The sequence below is a fragment of the Aquisalimonas sp. genome (assembly GCF_007120195.1).
GTDB lineage: Bacteria > Pseudomonadota > Gammaproteobacteria > Nitrococcales > Aquisalimonadaceae > Aquisalimonas.
Genome location: NZ_SKOG01000001.1, coordinates 15,728 through 35,962 on the forward strand (window position 1 = coordinate 15,728; position 20,235 = coordinate 35,962).

The window sequence follows — 20,235 nt, forward strand, 5'->3', positions numbered from 1 at the left end:
TGGTGCCTCAGCCCGCCTGAGTGCTTGCTGCTGCAATCACGATGATCAGCAGCAGGAGTGACACGGCGACTGCGGCACGACTGGCATACACATGGAGCATGGGGCGGTTCCTTCAGAATAGATCGAAGCGATCGGAGAAGAGTCGGGTCGGGGAGACGCCTTGCCGGATCAATGCCTTTTCAACGGTATCCATTAACGGGTCTGGCCCGCAGATGAAATACTCCACGCTGCTGCTATCCTCCGGCAGTCTGCGCTCCAGCAGGTCCCCATCGATATACCCGGTTTCGCCGCTCCATTGTTTGGGCGGTTTCGAAATCACATGAATGACCTGCAGCGGCAGCGTCTCGGCCAGTTCATCGAGCTCCTCCCGAAAGGTGACGTCCTCCCAGTGTTCGTTCGCGTAGAGTAACCACAACGGCGTGCGCACACGCCGCTCGTCAAACGTGCGCAGCATACTCATGATCGGAGTGATGCCGACGCCGCCGGCAATGAGAATGATTTTGTCCACCCGGCCGGGGTTCGGAATGAAGGCGCCGTAGGGGCCCTCAACCCAGGCCCGGGTGCCGGGCTCCACACTCGGAAGGGTGGCCGTGAAATCCCCAACATGCTTGGCCGTGAAAGCGATTCTCCGTGGCTCCGTGGCCGAGGATGCGAACGAGAACGGGTGCTGCTGCAGGGAAAACGGCGTCTCGCCCAACGTCACCCAGATAAACTGCCCGGGTTCAAAGTGCAAGCCGTCATGACCCACTGCCTCGAGTGTGATGGTGGTCGAATCGCCGCGTTCAGCCTGCGTCCCCGCCACTCGCCAGGGCCGCCGGCGCATCCGCAGCGCCCGGAGCAGGCGTGTATCAACCAGATAGCCCAGAGGAATCAGAACCACGCCGGCAAGCACTACTTTGGTTAACGCCCCGGCTGTGTAGTGGTCCGCCATCAATGCATGGCCCAGGCCGCCGGTGACAATGAACAGGGCAAGCCCGCCGTGGAGCACCCGCCACCACTCGTAGGGCAGACCAATAGTAACCCGCCACAGGGAACTGCAGACCAGGATGATTGCGCTCGCCACCATCATGGCGAGGGAGATGGCGCGCAGCGTGTCTTCCCGGGGATCCAGATAGGCCAGGTACTTGGGATCGGCCAAGATCAGCGTTGTGGGATGGGCCAGCACGAGCAGCAACGCAAAAATGCCTACCTCGCGATGGAACTGCAGCGTGTTATCCAGTCCGAGCTCCGGAGCAAACCACCGATGCCGGCCGGTAATCAGCATCTGCACGGCCAGGACCCCAAGGCCGAGAAGCCCGAGCATCGCCCCGAGCTCGACCCAAAAGCCTCTTGCCTCGGTGGGCTGGTGGACGAGGGCAACCCCGAGGGGCACTAACGCGAGTAGCACGTAGACAGACAACCAGAGCAGGGCGCGCGGGATGATAGGACTCAATCTCCGTCTCCGTTTTGTCGCAGTGGGGCTGCCGATGGCTCAGGGCACGTAATCGCCGTGCTCACCGGGCTCATCGCTGTCAAGCAGTCCTTCGAAATCGAACTCCACTTCCAGGTCCACCAGTGGACCGTGCAGGTTCAGCGGCAGCGTCACGCCGTCCAGGAGCTGCAGCAGCTCCTCGCTCTCGGTCTGGAAACTCTCCACCAGGGTAAGCTCCAGCTTGTAACCCAGCTCGCCGGTCTTCATGTCCAGGGCGCCCTCCCCAACAACGGAGAAGTGCTCGGACACAGCCTTTGCCGCGGCGTTGTCAAGCTTTCCATTAGCCGCCGTAAATTCGCCGCTCACCGAGGAAAACACTGTGGACGCGTCCTCGCCGAAGGGTTCCTTGTCCGGACTGCCCAGAGCCTCCGGTACCGCGTCTTCGATCATGTTCTGGAGGTCGAAGCCGTTGATTGTGCCATCGCGTAGATAGAGCTCGCCTTCGGCTTCGAGAGAGTCGCGTATCTCGGGCCAGCGTAACCCGTTAAACGATCCCCTCCATCGTGTGTGTCCCTCGCTGTCGAGAAAGGCCCGCCCGAGCAGGGCTTCAAACGGCTCAGCCAAATTAATCGACTCCAGCCGTTGGTCGAACGAGAATCGAGGCGACTCATCCGTCAATGTCACTTCCAGTTCCCCGTGGTAATTGCCGCCGTAGAGCGACGCCTGCAGTGGCACGAATTCGAGCGTGTCCCCTTCGGAGTGAGCCCGCGCGGAGACCTCGGTAAGCTCGAGGCCATTTGTCTTCAGTGCGCCGATCGCCAATGACCCATCCACGCCCATGCCTGCCAGCTCGTCGAGGATCACACCCAGCGCGCGTTGCGCCGGCTCCGGGTCAAACTCCTCCCGGCCACCGTACCGGTCCAGATCGACCTGATCGACCGTGATATCGAATTCCCACAGCGGATCGTCCGCCACTGCGATGGCGGTGTAAGCCTCAAGCCGGGTATCATCCAGCCGCGCGGTCAGGTCGCTGACAGTCAGACGCTTTGTTTCATAACGGAAGCCTCCCTGCAGATGCAATAGGCCGAGCGCGTCAGGGTCTTTTGTCTCGGGGTCGTCTCCCGTCACCCGGCGAAGTGTCTCCCGCAGCAGGTCGTCGGCGACGGTGAAGGTGCCGGTGACTTCTGGTTGGTCCCCATCGTATTGGACCTGCGCCTCCAGCTCAGCGAATAACTGGTGCAATGAAAGGCGAAACCCCGTCAACGAGGCAGTTTCAGCGGCCGAATCCAGTTCCAGCAGTGCTTCGATCTCGAGTGGCAGTTTCAGCTGGCCTTCCGCTCCAAGCGTGAGATCCGCTTGCAGGGCCTTCAGCTCGATTCGGCGCAACGCCATCTCATCATCCAGCTGCACTGCGGCGTCCAGCCTCCCGCGACCCTGCCCGATCCCTCCCAGATCGCCGCTCCAGTCGGCGCTCAACGTGGCCTCGTGATCTGCCAGCACGTCCTTGGCTAGAAGGTCCCGGAGTTCGAAGTGCCATGGAGGTGCTTCGCCATGTTCCTGGAAATCAACGCGCACGCCATCGAGCTGTGCGCGGCGCAGACCACTGAAAGTGAGCGCAAACCCGTCCTCTTCCTCATTTCGCGCCTGGATGGTGTCAAGCAACTGCCGCCAGTTGCTCGCGCCCTCGCTATCCTGTTCCATGTTGAGGGCCAGTTGACCGGCCCGGACATCTTCCAACACCAGCCGCCCGCGCGCCAGGGACATGGGGCTGATGGCAGCCACGACCTCCCTGGCCTCGGCAAAGGCCGGCGCACGGAAACCTTCCGCATTGGCCAGTGTCACCTTCTCAACCTGGATGGCGGGCTTGGGCAACAGGGCCAGGGCCACGCCACCCTCGACACGCACGGGATGGCCAACAGCGGCCGTGGCCTGCTGACTGATCTCCACTGTGTAGTCGCTGGGGTCAAGAAACCACCAAAGGGCGCTGAGCGCCACGCCGCCAAGGAGCAGCACGAGCAACAGTAACAAAGAGAGCTTGCGCAGCAATCCCACCCCGGGGACCCATATTCGACCAATTGACCCACTGGTGGCGGCGCGCCACTGCACAACCACCGCCGCTCCAGAACGTTATGGTTTACTTACGCACGCGAGCTTGGAAGTGTTCCATGCGGCTGTGTGTCTTGGTAGGGGATCGGCCCGGCATCAGGGGAAATGATGGAATTTTCCGGCGAGTATCCGGTGACGACGCGGTGGGATTGGCATTGCCCCGGGCGACGGATTACTGGAAGTGGTCCAGCAGCTTCTCGCCAATCGAGGCCATCCCACCCTCGTCCAAGGGTCCGACGACAGCGAAGTTTGCCGTATCAGACGGGTCACTCCAGTGGTAGATCGAGACGTCGTCTCGTTCAACAAAGGAGCCGGCCGCTTCGTTTGCCGTTGCCGCCGCGTGGATCGTATTGTCCTCGCCCCGGCGATCGAGGTAATTAAAATGAATGGCGAGCATGTTTCCGTCATCGTCACGATAGACCATCTGCCCCGCAGACCCCTGGGAAGCCGGCAGGGCACGCCCCCCCACAAAGCGAAAGCCAGCGTCCTCGAGTTCCGGGGCGGAGATCTCCAGCTCCCATTCCTTCTTGAACCATTGACCAAACTCACTGGGGTCTTTGCTGAGGCCGGCTTCCCTCCACGGGGAATCCTCGCGCGCGTAGAGCGAATACGAGCTGACTGCCTCGTTGAGAAACATTTCCATGGCAAGGTGCCGGGTTTCCTGCTCCATGATGTGTCCGCGGACCTCCCACCCGGCATAACCGCCAAGAGCAAGAGCGAGCACTGCACTAGCCGCCATGGCCAGCGTGCCACTCATGCGGCGGCGGGACCACGCGGAGCGTTTGCCCTCCTCACCACGGTCACCATGCACGGTATCGAGCAAGCGATCCGGGATCGGCTCATCAAGCACATGCGCGTACGCGCGATGCAGCGCCGCCGACTGAGCCTGATAGGCGCGCACCCGCTCCTCGTCGCCGGGGTTCTCCGCGAGATGCCGCTCGACCTTGCGGCGAGTCTCGGGGTCAAGCTCACCATCGACGTAGCGATTCAGCGCCTCGTGATCAATTGGCTTGTCCCCGTCGGTCATGGCTCACCCAAAACCCCTTATCCACCGTCACGCAACCACTCAGTGAGCCGCACGATAAGTTTGCTCCCCGATTTTGGTTACAACATGTCCTCCCAATCCGATTCTCGCACTTGGGCCTTGCGCTTCTCCTGTCCCGGTATGTCACCGTATGATTAACGTACGCGTCAAGGCCAGGGTTAGTTCCAACCGTGTGAAGCCACCTCCGGCCCCGTTGCAAACGCGTCGAACCGCCGGGGCCTGGATGCTCCGCCGCGGCCGGTTGCCTGTAGCTGCGTACTCGTAGGAACCGTCGACGACCGTCAAGCGTATGCTATTTTCTGGGCGTCAAACTGTTATCCATATCACGGTTTAACAATAGGGGCGGCAGAATGCTGTGGGTGCTTATTCTGCACGTGATTGCTTTGCTCTTCTGGTCGGCAGCGTTACTTTACCTCCCCGCATTGGTGGCAGGCGCAGACGCGCGACAAATCGAGATCGCGGACACCCCCACCCGGCACGCCACCGTGGCGCGCGTGGTTTGTACGCACGTCGCGACGCCCGCGGCGCTGCTGACAATCACCTCCGGAACGGCCATTTTTCTGCTCAACGCGACGGTTGAGGTCTGGTTGATCGCCAAGCTGACCTTGGTCGCAGGGCTGGTCGTGTGCCATGTATTGATGGGGGTGCTGATTCTTCGTGCGGAAGGGGAGAGTCACCGGCCGGTGCGACCCTGGTGCTGGCTGCTTGGCGTTGTGCTGTGTGTGCTCATGACGGCGATCGTCTGGGTGGTCCTGGCGAAACCCTCCCTGGAGGCCTTGCCATGGGCGCCGTGAACCCACCCGCCCGTGCTCGATTACGACGGTTTCGCCCGGGCGTGCTTATCCTTGGCCTGCTCGGTGTCCACGCCCACCGCGTATTCGTACACCAACTGGCCGCCCAGGATACCGGCGGCAGAGATCAGCACGGCAGTGAGCAGCGAGACGTACAGACCCCACGGCAGAATATACGCAGCCGGCTCGCCGAAGCGCAGCAGCCAGTTAAAGGAGGCGAGGGAGAGCAGCATGACCGCGACGATCGAGTGGCACCATGCGGTGATGAGACGGCGGATGCGAGCCACGGTGACAAGGTCGATCAGCCCGGCAAGTCCGGAAATCCAACCGCCCAGCGCGCCGACGCCGGCAAGCCACAGGCCCGCTCTGGCCCAAAAAAAATCGTCGGTGAAAACGTAAGCGATGTCCGTTCCCACCAGCATGAGCAGGGCTGCGACGGGGAAATGGATCAACATGGGGTGAATCGGATGGCCGAGAATCGACGCCCTACTGATGATGGGTTCGAGCTGCATGGCGCTCCCTGGAGGGTTGCTGGTGGCCGGGGCTTGTTCCCGCGGTTGCTTACCGCAAAGAGCGTAGCCATCTTTGCGCTGTTTATCATCCCCCTGTTGCTCGGCGGATGCGCCGGGCCACTGTCGACACTGGATCCGGCCGGCCCTGCCGCCACCGCCGTCGCCTGGCTCTGGTGGGCCATGTTCGCCTTTTCCACTGTGGTGTTGCTCGCGGTGGTGGTGTTGTGGCTGGTTGCCATGCGCCGGGATCCGGATGGGGTCAGTGAAGAGGCCGCGCGGCGGCTGCAAAACCGGTGGATCGTCGGCGGCGGGCTCATCTTACCGCTGGCGAGCGTCACCGTGTTGCTGGCTTTCGGAATTCCGGTCGGCCACAACATGCTGCCCGTGGCCGCCGATGGCGAGGATGTATTGCGCATCGAAGTCACCGGCCATCAGTGGTGGTGGGAGGTGGAATATCCGGGGAAGGACATTCGCCTTGCGGACGAGCTGCACATTCCGGTCGGCGTCCCCGTGCATGTGCACGTGACCAGCGAGGACGTCATCCACTCGTTTTGGGTGCCCCGCCTGGGCGGCAAGCTTGATGCGATCCCCGGGCGAGACAACGTATTGCGCTTAGTCGCCGATGAGCCGGGCACGTATCGCGGCCAGTGCGCGGAGTTTTGCGGGCTCAATCATGCCCATATGGATTTCACACTCGAGGCCCACTCCCAGGAGGCGTTCGAGGCCTGGCTAGAGGAAGCGCACAGCGATGAGTGACGCACGCACCGAGGAGGGGGGCACGCTGGAACAGCGCTTCGAGCGTGTCTGGTCGAATCTGCCGGGCTGGGGAACGCTCGCGGCAGTGAACCATACCTCACTCGGTCTGCGCTTCATGGTCACGGGGGTGGTGTTTTTCCTGATCGGCGGGCTGCTCGCGATGCTGGTGCGCACCCAGCTCGCGTTGCCGGAACAGGAGATCATCTCGGCGGACGTCTACAACCAGATCTTCACCATGCACGGCACGGTGATGATGTTTCTGTTCGCCATTCCCATCCTGGAAGGCCTGGCGATCTACATGATCCCCAAATTCATTGGTGCCCGGGACCTGGTGTTCCCGCGTATCACCTCGCTTGGCTACTACTGCTATCTCTTCGGCGGCCTGATTATCGCGTCCAGCCTGGTGCTGGGCGAGGCGCCGGACTCTGGCTGGTTCATGTACACGCCGCTGAGTGGCTCCGCGTACGCGCCGGGCCCGGGGTCGGACTTCTGGCTGCTCGGCGTTACCTTTGTCGAGATCTCCGCCATGGCGGCGGGCATCGAGCTGACGGTCTCCATTCTTCGCACCCGTTCCAACGGAATGTCGCTGCGCCGCATGCCGATCTTCTGCTGGTACATCCTGGCAATGGCGCTGATGATCGTCTTCGGTTTCCCGCCGCTGATTCTCGCAAGCATCCTTCTGGAGCTCGAGCGGGCTGTGGGAATGCCGTTTTTTGATGTGGCCGGGGGAGGGGATCCGGTCCTCTGGCAGCACCTCTTCTGGCTGTTCGGCCACCCGGACGTCTACATCATCTTTCTACCGGCGGCGGGGATCGTCTCCACACTCATTCCCGTATTTTCTCAGCGACCCATCGTTGGCTACCGCTGGCTCGTGCTCGCCATCATCGTCACGGCGTTTATCAGTTTCGGTCTGTGGGTCCACCACATGTTCACCATCGGCATCCCCAAGCTCGCCCAGTCGTTCTTCTCGGTGGCCAGCATGCTGGTGGCAGTGCCCACGGCGATCCAGATATTCGCCTGGCTGGCCACCCTGTGGACCGGGCGGGTGATCTACAGCCTGCCCATGCTGTGGATTTTCGGCTTTCTCGTTGTATTCGTGGCCGGTGGGCTGACCGGTGTCATGCTTGCCCTGGTGCCGTTTAACTGGCAGGTGCATGACACCCACTTCGTCGTCGCTCACCTCCATTACGTGCTCGTCGGCGGCATGCTGTTTCCCCTGATCGCAGGCTTCTACTACTGGTTGCCGCACTGGTCCGGACGGATGCCTTCGGCCGCGCTCGGTCGTTGGGGTTTCTGGCTAACGTTCATCGGCTTCAACGTCACGTTCCTGCTCATGCACCTGACCGGGCTGCTGGGTATGCCGCGGCGGGTGTATACCTACGAGGCCGGGTTGGGATGGGACTGGCTCAACCTGCTGTCCTCCGTGGGTGGCTTTATCATGGCCGCCGGGGTGGCGATGATTCTCCTCGACATTGCCCTGCACTTCCGCTTCGGGCGACCGGCCCCGCGTAACCCGTGGAATGCGGATACGCTCGAATGGGCGACAGATACACCGCCGGGTTCTTACAATTTCGTCAGTCTTCCGGATGTGCGTACCCGCCACCCCCTCTGGGAACACCCGGAGCTGCCTGAGACCATCGCGGCTGGTGAGCACGGTTTGGCGAGAATTGATCACGGGCGCCGCGAAACCTACGGCTCGGATGCGGTCACCGGCAAGGTCAGGGAGGTCATCCATTTGCCCTCCAATTCCTGGTTGCCGTTACTGGCGGCCTTATCCCTCGCGGTGGTGTGCATTGCACTGCTGGTACGTGTTTACCCCGTTGCGGCCCTCGGCGCCGCCGGCGCGATGGTTTTCTTGCTGCGCTGGAGCTGGGTCAATGGGGCTCACCCCCAGGCCGCACCACTTAAGGACAATGAGCCGCACCAGCCGCCCCTCCACTCGCGGACCTGCGACGGTCCCGGACTCTGGGGCATGGTGGTCACGTTGCTTGCAAACGGCACGCTTTATGTGTCGCTGATTTTCGGCTGGCTGTATCTGTGGACGGCCTCGCCCGGGTGGTCCGTCCCCGAGGGACAGCAGATTCCCCTTGTGCCGCTGATCGGCAGCGGTGTTTTGCTCACCCTCACGGTTTTGTTTTACCACCGAGTGGTTGAGCGCCTCAGGGGGCGGGATGCCACGGGGCTACAGGGGAAACTCTGGGGCGTGTCGATACTGGGGGGGGCGCACGTGGCGTTGCTGGTTTGGGTGCAGATGAGCGCCGCGTTGAGCCCGACGGAACTGGCGCATGACGCCTTGCTTCTTGTCATGCTGATCTATCTCTTTATTCACGGTGGCCTCGCGGTGATTCTCAGTGTGCTTCAGGCCGTGCGGGTGCGGCTTGGATATATCAATTCCGCTCTCCCCTATGAACCCGTCGTCCTGCGCCCGTTCTGGGTCTACACGCTGGGTGTGTTCTGGGTGAGTTTTGCCGTGTTTATTCTGCTCCCCATGGCCTGGGGAGGCGCATGATGCTCTCGCCGACGCATCCGTTTCAGCTGGTCCTGGGACTGGTCATCTGGAGTGTCTGGTTTGTCGCGCTGTACGGCGGGCTCTCCGTGGGGTGTGCCGTGGCGCCGCCGGACCCGGCGGCAGGTGCTCTGACATGGCTCAACGCCCTTCTGCTGCTCCTGACGCTTGCGACGACCCTGCTGCTGGTGCACTGGACGCTGCGTTGCTGGCGCGGTGCATCCGAAGCGGGAGGGGGGACCGTGAAGCGTTTCCTCACCTGGGTTGCCAGTGGTGTCCATCTGACCGCGGCCGGGGCCACGCTCGCGGTCGGCCTACCGGTGATCGTATTCCCCCCATGCGTCTAGTGCCCTGGCCCACAGGCTCGGACCACTCAGTGTGGGACAGAACGCAACGTCCGGCATATGCGTCACGGCTGGCCAGCGTGGCCTTACTGTCCTTGATGCCCTTCCAGTCGGCACTGGCCCATAATCCCTTGACAAGCCGGGGTCAGGATCAGGCAGCCGGTCTACTGGGCGCTGTATTGCTCGCGTTGTTCTGGGTCGCTTACTTGCGCGGTTCGCGCAGGCGTCTGCCTACCCTCCCGGCAGCATCCCTTTTCCATGCAACGACACTCCTCTGCGCGCTGGCTCTGTTCGGCCCGCTGGATGACTGGGCCCAGGCCAGCACCGCCGCCCATATGGTGCAGCACATGCTGCTGATAGTTGTCATTGCACCACTGTGGGTGCTGAGTCGTCCGCTACCGCAAATCGCCGCTGGCGCAGGGCGCATGCTCATCGGCATTTGGGGGCCCATCTTGCGCCTGGTCGGGCGCCCCATGGTGACTGCGTATCTGCACGGCGTTGCAATCTGGTTCTGGCACACCCCCTATTTCTACATGGTGGCGGTCAATAACCCCTGGTGGCATGCAGCGGAGCATGCGTGCTTTGTAGTGACGGCCGGGGTGTTCTGGTGGGCTGTGCTGAAGAGCAGCGAACGCAATGCACCTTGGGCGTTGCTTGCGTTGCTCCTGACGCTGATGCATACGGGGTTCCTGGGCGCTGTGCTCACATTCGCCGAGGCGCCGATGTATGGGGAAGCACGCGGCCTGCAGGACCAGCAACTGGCGGGGTTGATCATGTGGGTTGTCGGGGGCATCCCGTATATCCTCGCTTCCGCCTGGGTCGGTGCGCGCTGGTATCGCCAAATGCAACGACGCATGGACGCGGCGGGCCAAGGCCGCGGCGGTTGGGAAAACCGGGGCTAACCCTTGTAGCCTTGAAAGCCGTCTGGGCGGGCGGTAGGGACTGGGCCCAGGGCCTCCGCAGGAGCTGGAATGGCGGGAGCAGGGGCAGCCTGGACGGCGGCGCGTGCGCCGCATCGGTTCTCCCTGCGCCGTGTCGGGACCATGGGCTTAAATCGACGAAGGTATCCCGTGCCTAGCTGTGTTCGGTCGCTGTTGTTGTTGAGCCTGCTCATGCCCAGCCTGGCGGGGGCATTCGATTGCGATGAATTGCTTGCCACGGCCCGAGGCGCCGAGCAGTTGCAGGCGCGAACCCATGGACTTGAAAGGGCTTACGTCAACGACTGCCTGGGCGGCGACAAGGACACGTGGCCGCCCGCCCGGATGCTGGCGTTCGAACTCAACCTCAACCAATTCGCGACGGTGGCAGGGCTGCGCTCTGCGGCATCCCAGGTGGCGGAGCGCATTGCCGGAGACGCCCGCAACGCCGGGGGCAATGCTGCCACCGCGCAGTTGCGCGGTTGGTTCGAGGCGGTCTCGAAAAATGCCGACCGCGTCGGGGCACGGTTGGCCGGGCAACAAGGGCTGAATCGACCCCCGGCGCGTATGGACCACTGGCAGGTGGCGTTTGACCCGACCGGGCGCTGGATGCTGCCTGTCATCGACGACGATGACATAGGCGCTGAGGCCCTGCGCCCGGCATGCCGGGCGCCCGGACCGCAATGCGATGCGGTGACCGAAGACGTGATCCTGCTCCTGCGCCAGGTAAAACTGATGGAGCGTGTCGTGAATCTGAGTGTCGAGCGCCCGGCGACGGAGAATCTCCATCAGCGCCTTAGGGTTCATCACCGGCAATGGACCGCGTACCTCACCGAAGCGCGCAGCCAAATGCCCTGGGAGCTCGCGTTCAACGCCTGGCGGTATCGCGCGGCGCGCGACCATTACTGCGACACGCCCGGTGGGATGTGCGGGGCGCCGGAGTCCCAGTGGATCCTGCTGCACCCCGGCGTAGCGCTGGAATACCTGCAGGGGCAGGAATCAGGCGAGCGCGTGGAGCCGGCGCTAACTCTGGAACTTGTCGGCTACAACCGTTGGTCCTGGCGCAACGACGGCAGCATCGGCAGGGGATTGGGCGCATCGCTCGTCACCACCGCTTCGGACCGTTCCGGCAAATCCGTTCTCGGTTACGGCGTGATGTTTCACCTGAATCACCGCATATCGGTGGGTGTCACGCAGCGCGGCGATGAAACCGCATTTTTTGTCGGCTACGATTTGTGGCGGACCGCTCCGGGCCGCGTTGACCCATTGCGTGATCGTTTTCGGGGCCAATGACGCCGCGATTGGCTGATTGTTGGAACCCCTTAGCTGCTTGTACGAATAGCCAGGCAACCACTCCGCCAGTATATAGGGTGGTAACGACAGAGGAGTTCTGGGAGGTCCGCATGATCACTCTTGAGATCCAGCGGCGCCAGGGACACTCCAAGGCGTCTACGCGTCGACTTCATCCACGTTCGCCGCGACAGTGCTACAGCCTCGCCTTGCGCCTTCTGAAGCGGGCGGGAGTGCTTCGGTGCCAATGTCGCAACGGAGGCTTCGTGACGGAAATCGACCGCAACGGGTATCGAACCGTCCGGGATCTGTCCATTGGCATCGGTGAGTGAGGCTAACCGTCTCGCCGACGGCACATCGTATGGCTATCAATGATCGCACGAGGGGACGGTGGATACACTACAGTCAGCCGATCGCGCGCACGCTGGCGGGTCAATCGGGTTCACTCGGAGTTCCCACCTTTTTATCCGGCATCTATTTGCCGCGTCCAGAGGTTGTCCGGTTCGTGCCGCTTCAGAATACGCTCCACGTGCCCCCGTGCCGTGTCCGGCACGACCACCCTAACCTGACTGGAGTCCGTGTCCAGAAACAGCTGTTCTTGGGTAAACCCCTCCGCCACCAGTTCATGAAAGGCGTTGGTTGCCTTGTCGACGCGGTCATAGGCGGCCGTAACCGTCTGACTCATTGGCATCCTCCGCGGCGCGCTTGCACTTGTGCTGGAGGCCACCCCGGTGTGACCGGGCCAGCCCCCGGCAGGCCTGTCCGCGGGCCAGCGCTGCCATCAGAGATGGCGGGCAGTGGATGGGCTATTGGGGCGTGAACGGGCGTGCCCATACATCGCTCGGTTCGTGTCGCCTGAGAATTTCTTCCACTCCGCTTCGAAGTGGGTTCGGCACGATCACTTTGACCTGATTGGTCTCTTTGTCCAGGTACAGCTCTTCTCGGGCGTAGCCTTCCGACACCAGCTCATCAAAGGCGTTGTTGGCTTTATCGATACTGTCATAAGCAGCCGTCACAGTCTGGCTCATGGCGTCCTCCGCAAATGGTGTAACAGGAAATCCGTTCTAAATGACTCGGTCACGCGCAAGTATAGTTGCTTTCCCTGATGCACGAAAACACAGTGCGGAACAAGCCCGCCGTTGCCTGGAGCAGGAGCCGTGGCTTGACCCGCCTCAACGCATTCCGGCATGACGCTGCATCGCCTTGCCTAGCGTCCTGTAAGGGCGGAGGTGGGCGACCCACACACGCATTTGCGGATCCGTTAGTCGTCGCCGTTTGGGACCAGGCGCTCGTTGACGTCTGAGAATGCGAAACCCGCATCCGGACCGCCGGAGATCACAAAAATCGCGTCGTCCACCGCGGCTGCGTCAAGGCCGTGCCGAGCTGTCGGCATCGCTGGCAGGCGCTCCCAGCGATCCTCCTCCAGGCTGTAGCGCTCAGCGTCGTCGAATGTGCGCTCTTCGGGTTCGAAGGTCTCGCCGCCGAACAGGTACACCCAACCATCGAGCGCCGTCACGGCAACCCCGCTGCGCCCCGTGGGCACAGGAGCACCGTCTTCCCAGCGGTCATCGGCCGGGTCGTAGATTTCGTTGGTTGTCAGGCGAAACGTGGTGTCATCGCGCCCGGCGAGGACGACGATTCGACCCTCTATCGTGGTCGCGCGGTGATGGTTTCGGGGCGTCGGCATGGGTGCGAGCTCGGTCCATTCGCCTGTCTCAGGGTCATAGATTTCGTGGGCCCCGACATCCCGCCTGCCATGCGTTGTGCCACCGATGGCGTGGATACGCCCATCGAGCACGGCGGTCGCCAGAGCCCCGCGCGCCGTGGGCACGGGCGGGCCGTCGCGCCAGCGATCGGCGTCGATATCGTAGATGCGCATGCAACTGATGGGGTCGAATGTGTTCTCATGGAACCCGGCGATGACGTAGAGTTTGCCGTCGTGGTATTCGAGCCCCGTATGGTTGACGCCCACGGGCAGTTCCGTGAGGGATGCCCAGTCGTCTGCCTCCGGGTTATAGGCGTATACGGTGCGCGGAGCCACCGCATCCTCCTCGCCAACCTGCTTAAAGCCGCCGGCAAGGAAAATCCGCTCACCGTCCGTGGCGACACTGACTTCGGTGCGCTCCTCCGGCAGTGGCGCCGATTGGCTCCAGCGGCCTTCGGCCTCGGGCACATCCGCACTGGCCACAGCGGAACCTAAGACCAACCCGAACGACGCGATCGCGCGTACAGCGCTTAGGTGATAATGTCTACTGCCCATGGCATCACGCTCCTGCCGTCATCATCACGACATCAAGGGACCGAATGTCAGAGCGGGCCGGGAATCGCCCGCTGGCTGCCCCAGACACTCCGTATTGTAGGAGAATTGTAGGAGACCTTGGCCAGGGGATGCAGCGATGAGTGTGGAGGCAAGAGCGCTGATCGGGCTTATGGCAGCCGGCCCTGCCGGGCAAGCCGGCGCTTGACGCAACGCCGATACCCCCATTCCAGGGCATCCTTGAGGACGGGGATCCCGAGCATCCAGGCAACTGGTTTCAGGGCGGGGACGGGGCGCATCAAGAGGATATAGGCCTCTATCCCATGGTGCATGGTGCCCTGATCGTCCTGGACGTGAAGCGCCTGGAGCGCATCCCGAGGCTCCACACCCAGGGCGCGCAACGTCTCTTCGTTGCCGGTGACGTCAACCCATTCCACCGCGGCAGCGGCAGCGCCGGCGAGCCGCTCGTAGCGGGCCCTGTCGTGCAAGCAGCGCGGACAGGCACCATCGTAGTAGACCTTGAGGCTTGGCTGTTTCGCCACACATTCTCCCGGCTTTGCACTCACTACAATACTCCGCCATTACGACAATACCCCACCATCACATGGGCTTCACAACACGGAGGCACGCCCCATGATTATCATGATAATCGGTCTGCTGATCTTCCTGGGTGCCCATTCAGTGCGGGTTTTCGCCGAGGACTGGCGCACCGCGCAAATCCAGCGAATCGGCGAGGGGCCCTGGAAGGGGATATACGCTGTGATTTCTGTCATCGGGCTGGCACTGGCGATCTGGGGCTACGGTCAGATGCGGCTGGACCCCATTTACCTCTGGTACCCACCGATGGGACTGCGACATGCCGTTGCGCTGTTGATGATCCCGGCCTTTGTCCTGTTGGTAGCGACGTATGTGCCAAGAAACCACATCCAGGCAACCTTGGGCCATCCCATGCTGCTTGCAGTGAAGCTCTGGGCGCTGTCGCACCTACTGGCCAACGGGCGCGTCGGGGATGTCGTCTTCTTCGGCGCATTTCTGGTTTGGGCGATCCTGGCATTCCGCGCCGCGCGTCGGCGGGATCGCGCCGCGCAGGTGATGCCGCCCAAGGCAAGCGTGCTCGGCACCACCGCCACCGTTGTGATCGGGCTGGTCGTCTACTTTCTGTTCGCGTTCTACCTGCACGCGTGGGTCACAGGCGTCCCGGCCCTGGCATAGTGGTGCATTGTGCCGCTGATCGCCTCCATGCGCTCAGGGCATGAGCCAGTCGATGAGCCACAGGCTACCCATGCCCACGCCCAGGGTGGCGAGGACACTGCGGGTGCTCCAGGCCACCACGGCGGCGATGATTCCGGCGAGCAGCCGGCTATTCTCCAGGCTGAACCCCGGGTCCGGGCCGCCGTAGACAATCGCCGGGACCACGATTGCAGCGATCACCGCTGCCGGCACGTAGCGCAACGTGCGGGCAAGCCAATCCGGCATAGTGCCGCTGCCGAGCAGCTGAAGTCCGGACAGGCGCAGCAAGAAGGTGCCGAACCCGATCAGCACGATAACAACCCAAACGGTGGTGGCGTTCATGGCCGGCCTCTCCTGCGGTGGAGCATGAGCTCGGTGGCAACCCCGCTGACCACACCGGCCAGGGCGCCGATGCTCAGGCCGAGGTGGTAGGGCGCGTCATGGGCCACCAGTGCTATGCCACCGCCGACCAGTGCAGCCACAAAGCTCGGGCGGTCACGAATCACAGGAACCAGCAGTACCAGGAAGACCAGTGGCAACGCGAACCCGACCTGCCAGGCCGCCGGAACGGCTGCACCCAGCCACACACCCAGCGCTGTCGCCGCCAGCCAGATCACCCAGAGCGGAAAAGCTGTACCCAGGTAGAACCAGAGTTTGGGGCCGCCGACCGAACCGTGCAGAAAACGAGTGATGCTGACGGCGTACGCTTGGTCCGTAAGCAGGTAGGCGGCCGATGCCCGCCAGGGCAGGGGCAGTGGGCCGAAATGGGGCGCGAGGGAGGCGCTGTACATCACAAGACGCAGATTGATGATCAACGCCGTGAGGACGACGATCAGCGGCAGGGCGCCATCGCCAATGAGCTGCGCGACCACCAGTTGCGCGGCGCCGGCGAATATGATCAGCGACATGCCCATTGCCATCAGCGGGTCGAGCCCCGCCTCCACGGCGGCGATGCCCGCCGTCATACCGAACGGCACCACGCCGGGGAGCATGGGTGCAATCGCACTGAAACCATCCAGGAAGACCTGTTGGACCCTAAATCGGCCAGTCATGGTCCCTTGCGCCCGGGTTGGCGACAGGGGCGATCAACACCGCGGGAGTCATCCATCAAGGCGCTTGCAGGGCGTCGGCCAGGTCGCTGATCAGGTCGTCGCAGTCCTCTATGCCGACTGACAGACGGATGAGTCCGTCCTCGATACCCAGCTGCCTGCGCGTCTCCGCGGGGACCGAGGCGTGGGTCATGATGCCCGGGTGTTCGATCAGGCTCTCTACACCACCGAGGCTTTCGGCCAGTGCAAACAGGCGGCAGCCCTCCAGCACACGGCGCGCGCGCGCTTCCCCGCCTTTGACAACCATCGTGACCATACCGCCGAAGTCCGCCATCTGTCGGCTCGCGAGCGCGTGCTGTGGGTGGCTTTTCAGCCCGGGATAGAGCACCCGGCTGACCGCCTCGTGCCCTTCCAACCATTGGGCAATGGCGCGCGCGCTCTCGCAGTGCTGGCGCATGCGCAGCGACAGCGTCTTGATGCCGCGCAGCGCCAGGAAGCTGTCGAACGGCCCGGCGATGGCGCCGGCGGAGTTCTGGATGAAGGCGAGCTGCTCGGCAAGCTCGGAATGGTCTGCGACCACCGCGATGCCACCGACCACATCGGAGTGGCCGCCGAGGTATTTCGTCGCTGAGTGGACGACGACATCGAACCCGAGATCCAGCGGGCGTTGCAGCATCGGCGTCGCGAATGTGTTGTCCATGACGCTGATTAGCCCATGCTTGCGCGCAAACGCCGCGATTCGCTCCAGATCCACGAGCTTGAGCAAGGGATTGCTGGGGGATTCCACCCAGACCATGCGAGTGTTCTTTTGCAGCGCTTGCCCCGCGGCATCGTCGTCGCTGAGATCGACGAAACTGAACTCCAGCCCCGCGGAGCGCCGGCGCACATTCTCGAACAGCCGGTAGGTCCCGCCATATAGATCGTCCATGGCGATGACATGGCTGCCATGGTCCAGGAGCTCCAGCACGCTTGCGGTTGCGGCCATACCCGAGGCAAAGGCGAACCCTGCGCGGCCGCCCTCCAGGTCGGCCACGCAGCGCTCGTAGGCCAACCGCGTAGGATTGCTTGTGCGGGAGTAATCAAAGCCCCGATGGCGGCCCGGGCTCTCCTGGACATACGTGGAGTTCGCGTAGATCGGCGTCATGATCGCGCCAGTGGAGGGGTCGGGTGGCTGGCCTGCGTGAATGACGCGTGTCGCGAGCTTGTGCGGTTTATCGTGCGCGTTCATGGCGTCTCCTCATTGGGCTGTCCAGGGGGTGCTTAGCCGATTCGGCGCCGCAAATAGTTCAGCAGGTCGATGCGCGTGATCAGTCCCTGGAACTGCTCACCGTCGGTGACGATGGCCACGTGGTCCTGACTGAAGATCAGGACCAGGTCATCCAGGCTGGCATGCACATCGACTTTTTGCAGATCCGTGACCATGACGTCCCGCACGGGCGCCTGGAAGCGCTCTTCGGCGCCGTAGACGGCCATCAGCACGTCCGACTCATCCATAATGCCGACAATGCGGTCACCCTCGAGTACCGGCAGCTGCGAGATGTCGTAGAGCTTCATGCGCGCATAGGCCGTGATCAGGGGCTCATCGGGGCCAATGACAACCGTGTCGTTCTCGGTATACGGATGCTTGATGAGATCCCTCAGGTCGCCGTAATGCCGGCGCTCGATGAAGCCCTGATCGATCATCCAGTGGTCGTTGTACATCTTCGACAGGTACTTATTGCCGGTATCGCAGACGAAGGTCACCACCCGTTTGGGTTGCGAGTGCGCCTGGCAATAGCGCAGCGCTGCAGCCACGCAAGTGCCCGTCGACGTGCCGCCGAGGATACCCTCGCGGCGCAGCAGCTCGCGGCCGCACAGGAAACTCTCCTTGTCGCTGATGGTGATGGCCTGATGCACCCGGGAGAGATCCGCCACCGGCGGGATGAAATCCTCGCCGATCCCCTCGATCAGCCAGGAGCCGCTGTCCGTGCGTACCTCTCCGGTTGCCACATAATCGGCCAGGATGGAGCCTTCGGGGTCGGCCAGCACCAGTTCTGTCTCCGGCGAGGCTTCGGCAAAGCACCGGGAGAGCCCGGTCATTGTCCCGCCGGAACCGACGCCGCAGACCAGGGCGTCAAGATGGCCATCCATCTGGCGCAGGATCTCGGGGCCCGTGCCCCGTTCATGGGCCAGGGGGTTGGCGGGGTTGCCGAACTGGTTCACGTAGAGGGCATTCTCGCGTTCATCGGCGATGCGCTGTGCCTTGTCCTGGTAATACTCCGGGTGGCCCTTACCCACATCGGAGCGGGTCATCACGACTTCGGCGCCCATCGCCTTGAGGTTGAAGACCTTCTCCCGGCTCATCTTGTCCGGAATGACCAGGATCAGCTGGTAGCCTTTTTGCTGCGCGATGAGCGCGAGCGCAAGACCGGTATTGCCTGCCGTGCCCTCCACCAGCGTGCCCCCGGGCCGAAGCTCACCCGAGGCCTCAGCGGCCTCGACCATCGAGAGCCCGATGCGGTCCTTGATCGACCCGGTCGGATTCATGTTTTCCAGCTTCAGAAACAGCCGGCAAGGGCCGGTGTCGAGGCTGGTGACTTCCACCATCGGCGTGTTGCCGATGAGTTCCAAGGCATTGTGATAGGTTTGCATTCACCACCTCACGAGCTGCCAGACGGTGCCGGGTAGCGAGGCTTTACACACTACCTTGACGTTAGTCTAGTGTCCTGTCCCGTAAATAAGTTGCGAAAATTGGCGTGGATCCTGACGGTTCCTGGCAAGGCGCGCCGACGAGGCGTAGCGGGGACTACGGCGAGGAGGCGCAACGCCGTCAGGCGCCGTCAGGGCCGCGACAATCGTAACGTTATTTACGGGACAGGACACTGGTGTCCTGTCCCGTAAATTGGGCGCGTTGCCCGCGGCGGGTTACTGCCCGTTTGCCAAGGTCGGGTAATCAGGATACAGCCGCGGGATCTGCCTGCAGCCCTTTCCCCTGAAGCCACTCCAGGTTGAACAGTCGCGAGTAATACCGGGAGCCACCGTCGCAAAGAATTGTCGCGATGGTATGACCGGGCCCCATCTCCCGGGCCAGGCGCACCGCCGCGGCGACATTGATGCCGGAGGAACTGCCCAGAAAAAGACCCTCTTTGTGCAACAGCCGGTAGACCATGCTCACTGCCTCCTGGTCCGGAATCATGCAGGCATCGTCAATGGGAGCGCCGTCCAGATTGGCGGTGACGCGAGTGCTGCCGATGCCTTCGGTGATGGAGCCTTCACCTTCGACTTCCGGCGATCCGGTCGTGACATAGCGATACAAGGCGCTACCGCTCGGGTCGGCGAGAACGCAGCGCACTGTGCTGGATTGTTCCTTGAGGTAATGCGCGACCCCGGCCAGCGTCCCCCCGGTACCCGTTGCGGCGACGAAGGCGTCCAGGGTGGCGTCGGTCTGGCCCCAGATTTCGGGGCCCGTCGTTTCATAGTGGCCCTGGCGATTGGCCACGTTATCGAACTGGTTCGCCCAAATGGCGTTGTCCATCTCGCCGGCCATACGCCCGGCGATCTTCTGGTAGTTGTTCGGATCCTTGTAGGGCTTCGCGGGCACCGTGTGCACCTCGGCACCGAGGGTGCGGAGCAGGTCGATCTTCTCCTGGGTCTGGGTATCCGGGATGACGATGACGCATCGGTAGCCGCGGGCATTGCAGATATGGGCGAGCCCGATGCCGGTGTTTCCGGCGGTGCCTTCAACCACGGTACCGCCCTTGCGCAGCTCACCGCGACGCTCGGCGTCCCGGATGATATACAGCGCGGCCCGGTCCTTGACAGAGCCTCCGGGGTTCATGAACTCTGCCTTGCCGAGAATGTTACACCCCGTCTCCTCGGACAACCCTTGCAGCCGAATGAGCGGCGTGTTGCCGACTGCCCCTGCAAAGCCGTCACATACTTGCATGGCCGGACTCTCCCCTGATTGATCTTCACTTCGGAACCGTGCCAGCTCATGGCGCGTTGGCGGCACCACCGACTCCAGTCACTCACGTGAAACGTG

The 20,235-nt window shown here is 62.8% G+C and carries 20 protein-coding genes; 7 read left to right on the top strand and 13 right to left on the bottom strand.

Going from position 1 to position 20,235, the window contains the following annotated elements:
- Nucleotides 1-112: 112 nt before the first annotated feature.
- The 3 genes from QZT63_RS00090 to QZT63_RS00100 all read right to left on the bottom strand — a co-directional run bounded on the left by QZT63_RS00090 (nt 113) and on the right by QZT63_RS00100 (nt 4,544).
- Nucleotides 113-1,432 carry a ferredoxin reductase family protein gene (locus QZT63_RS00090; RefSeq protein WP_290647595.1) on the bottom strand — a complete coding sequence of 440 codons (1,320 nt, stop codon included), beginning with the start codon at nt 1,430-1,432 and terminating at the stop codon, nt 113-115.
- 39 nt (nt 1,433-1,471) lie between these two features.
- The gene (locus tag QZT63_RS00095) at nt 1,472-3,523 is read right to left on the bottom strand and encodes an AsmA family protein (RefSeq protein WP_290647597.1); all 2,052 of its coding nucleotides are present in this window, start codon (nt 3,521-3,523) and stop codon (nt 1,472-1,474) included.
- A 166-nt stretch (nt 3,524-3,689) separates the two neighbouring features.
- Nucleotides 3,690-4,544 carry a zf-HC2 domain-containing protein gene (locus QZT63_RS00100; protein WP_290647599.1) on the bottom strand — a complete coding sequence of 285 codons (855 nt, stop codon included), beginning with the start codon at nt 4,542-4,544 and terminating at the stop codon, nt 3,690-3,692.
- 368 nt (nt 4,545-4,912) lie between these two features.
- Between QZT63_RS00100 and QZT63_RS00105 the strand changes: the two genes are divergently transcribed.
- A complete protein-coding gene (locus QZT63_RS00105) occupies nt 4,913-5,356 on the top strand; it encodes a CopD family protein (protein ID WP_290647600.1) in 444 nt (147 codons plus the stop codon).
- Between the two features lie 20 nt (nt 5,357-5,376).
- Here QZT63_RS00105 and QZT63_RS00110 read toward each other — a convergent pair whose 3' ends face one another.
- The gene (locus QZT63_RS00110) at nt 5,377-5,865 is read right to left on the bottom strand and encodes a DUF2231 domain-containing protein (RefSeq protein ID WP_290647602.1); all 489 of its coding nucleotides are present in this window, start codon (nt 5,863-5,865) and stop codon (nt 5,377-5,379) included.
- A 33-nt stretch (nt 5,866-5,898) separates the two neighbouring features.
- Between QZT63_RS00110 and coxB the strand changes: the two genes are divergently transcribed.
- The 5 genes from coxB (at nt 5,899) to QZT63_RS00135 (ending at nt 11,681) form a co-directional block, all read left to right on the top strand.
- On the top strand, nt 5,899-6,621 hold the full coding sequence (coxB, locus tag QZT63_RS00115) for a cytochrome c oxidase subunit II (protein ID WP_290647604.1): 723 nt from the start codon (nt 5,899-5,901) through the stop codon (nt 6,619-6,621).
- Complete coding sequence (ctaD, locus tag QZT63_RS00120) at nt 6,614-9,130, top strand: cytochrome c oxidase subunit I (protein ID WP_290647606.1); 2,517 nt, start codon at nt 6,614-6,616, stop codon at nt 9,128-9,130. The genes coxB and ctaD overlap by 8 nt, the downstream gene beginning before the upstream one ends.
- A complete protein-coding gene (locus QZT63_RS00125) occupies nt 9,127-9,474 on the top strand; it encodes a hypothetical protein (protein WP_290647607.1) in 348 nt (115 codons plus the stop codon). Before ctaD ends, QZT63_RS00125 begins: the two co-directional genes overlap by 4 nt.
- Before the next feature lie 77 nt (nt 9,475-9,551).
- Nucleotides 9,552-10,373 carry a cytochrome c oxidase assembly protein gene (locus tag QZT63_RS00130; RefSeq protein WP_290647609.1) on the top strand — a complete coding sequence of 274 codons (822 nt, stop codon included), beginning with the start codon at nt 9,552-9,554 and terminating at the stop codon, nt 10,371-10,373.
- A 168-nt stretch (nt 10,374-10,541) separates the two neighbouring features.
- Entirely contained in the window at nt 10,542-11,681 is a 1,140-nt protein-coding gene (locus tag QZT63_RS00135; RefSeq protein ID WP_290647611.1) for a hypothetical protein, read from the top strand.
- Between the two features lie 460 nt (nt 11,682-12,141).
- On the opposite strand, the gene QZT63_RS00140 is transcribed toward QZT63_RS00135, so the two are convergent.
- The 4 genes from QZT63_RS00140 to QZT63_RS00155 all read right to left on the bottom strand — a co-directional run bounded on the left by QZT63_RS00140 (nt 12,142) and on the right by QZT63_RS00155 (nt 14,477).
- A complete protein-coding gene (locus tag QZT63_RS00140; protein WP_290647612.1) occupies nt 12,142-12,363 on the bottom strand; it encodes a hypothetical protein in 222 nt (73 codons plus the stop codon).
- Between the two features lie 121 nt (nt 12,364-12,484).
- Nucleotides 12,485-12,706: a hypothetical protein gene (locus tag QZT63_RS00145; protein WP_290647614.1), complete on the bottom strand. Its 222-nt coding sequence runs from the start codon at nt 12,704-12,706 to the stop codon at nt 12,485-12,487.
- Nucleotides 12,707-12,939: 233 nt separating this feature from the next.
- Nucleotides 12,940-13,938 (bottom strand): kelch repeat-containing protein, encoded by a 999-nt coding sequence (locus QZT63_RS00150; protein WP_290647616.1) that lies wholly within the window; start codon nt 13,936-13,938, stop codon nt 12,940-12,942.
- Between the two features lie 167 nt (nt 13,939-14,105).
- Nucleotides 14,106-14,477: a thiol-disulfide oxidoreductase DCC family protein gene (locus QZT63_RS00155; RefSeq protein WP_290647618.1), complete on the bottom strand. Its 372-nt coding sequence runs from the start codon at nt 14,475-14,477 to the stop codon at nt 14,106-14,108.
- 91 nt (nt 14,478-14,568) lie between these two features.
- Between QZT63_RS00155 and QZT63_RS00160 the strand changes: the two genes are divergently transcribed.
- Nucleotides 14,569-15,147 (top strand): NnrU family protein, encoded by a 579-nt coding sequence (locus QZT63_RS00160; protein ID WP_290647620.1) that lies wholly within the window; start codon nt 14,569-14,571, stop codon nt 15,145-15,147.
- Nucleotides 15,148-15,180: 33 nt separating this feature from the next.
- Here the strand turns inward: QZT63_RS00160 and QZT63_RS00165 are convergent, their stop codons facing one another.
- From QZT63_RS00165 to QZT63_RS00185, 5 genes are all read right to left on the bottom strand, one after another.
- Nucleotides 15,181-15,507 (bottom strand): AzlD domain-containing protein, encoded by a 327-nt coding sequence (locus QZT63_RS00165; protein WP_290647622.1) that lies wholly within the window; start codon nt 15,505-15,507, stop codon nt 15,181-15,183.
- Nucleotides 15,504-16,217 (bottom strand): AzlC family ABC transporter permease, encoded by a 714-nt coding sequence (locus QZT63_RS00170; protein ID WP_290647624.1) that lies wholly within the window; start codon nt 16,215-16,217, stop codon nt 15,504-15,506. The genes QZT63_RS00165 and QZT63_RS00170 overlap by 4 nt, the downstream gene beginning before the upstream one ends.
- Before the next feature lie 55 nt (nt 16,218-16,272).
- Nucleotides 16,273-17,442 (bottom strand): PLP-dependent aspartate aminotransferase family protein, encoded by a 1,170-nt coding sequence (locus QZT63_RS00175; protein WP_290647625.1) that lies wholly within the window; start codon nt 17,440-17,442, stop codon nt 16,273-16,275.
- 32 nt (nt 17,443-17,474) lie between these two features.
- Nucleotides 17,475-18,845: a cystathionine beta-synthase gene (locus QZT63_RS00180; protein WP_290647626.1), complete on the bottom strand. Its 1,371-nt coding sequence runs from the start codon at nt 18,843-18,845 to the stop codon at nt 17,475-17,477.
- Nucleotides 18,846-19,146: 301 nt separating this feature from the next.
- Entirely contained in the window at nt 19,147-20,139 is a 993-nt protein-coding gene (locus QZT63_RS00185; protein WP_290647628.1) for a cysteine synthase A, read from the bottom strand.
- Nucleotides 20,140-20,235: the final 96 nt, after the last annotated feature.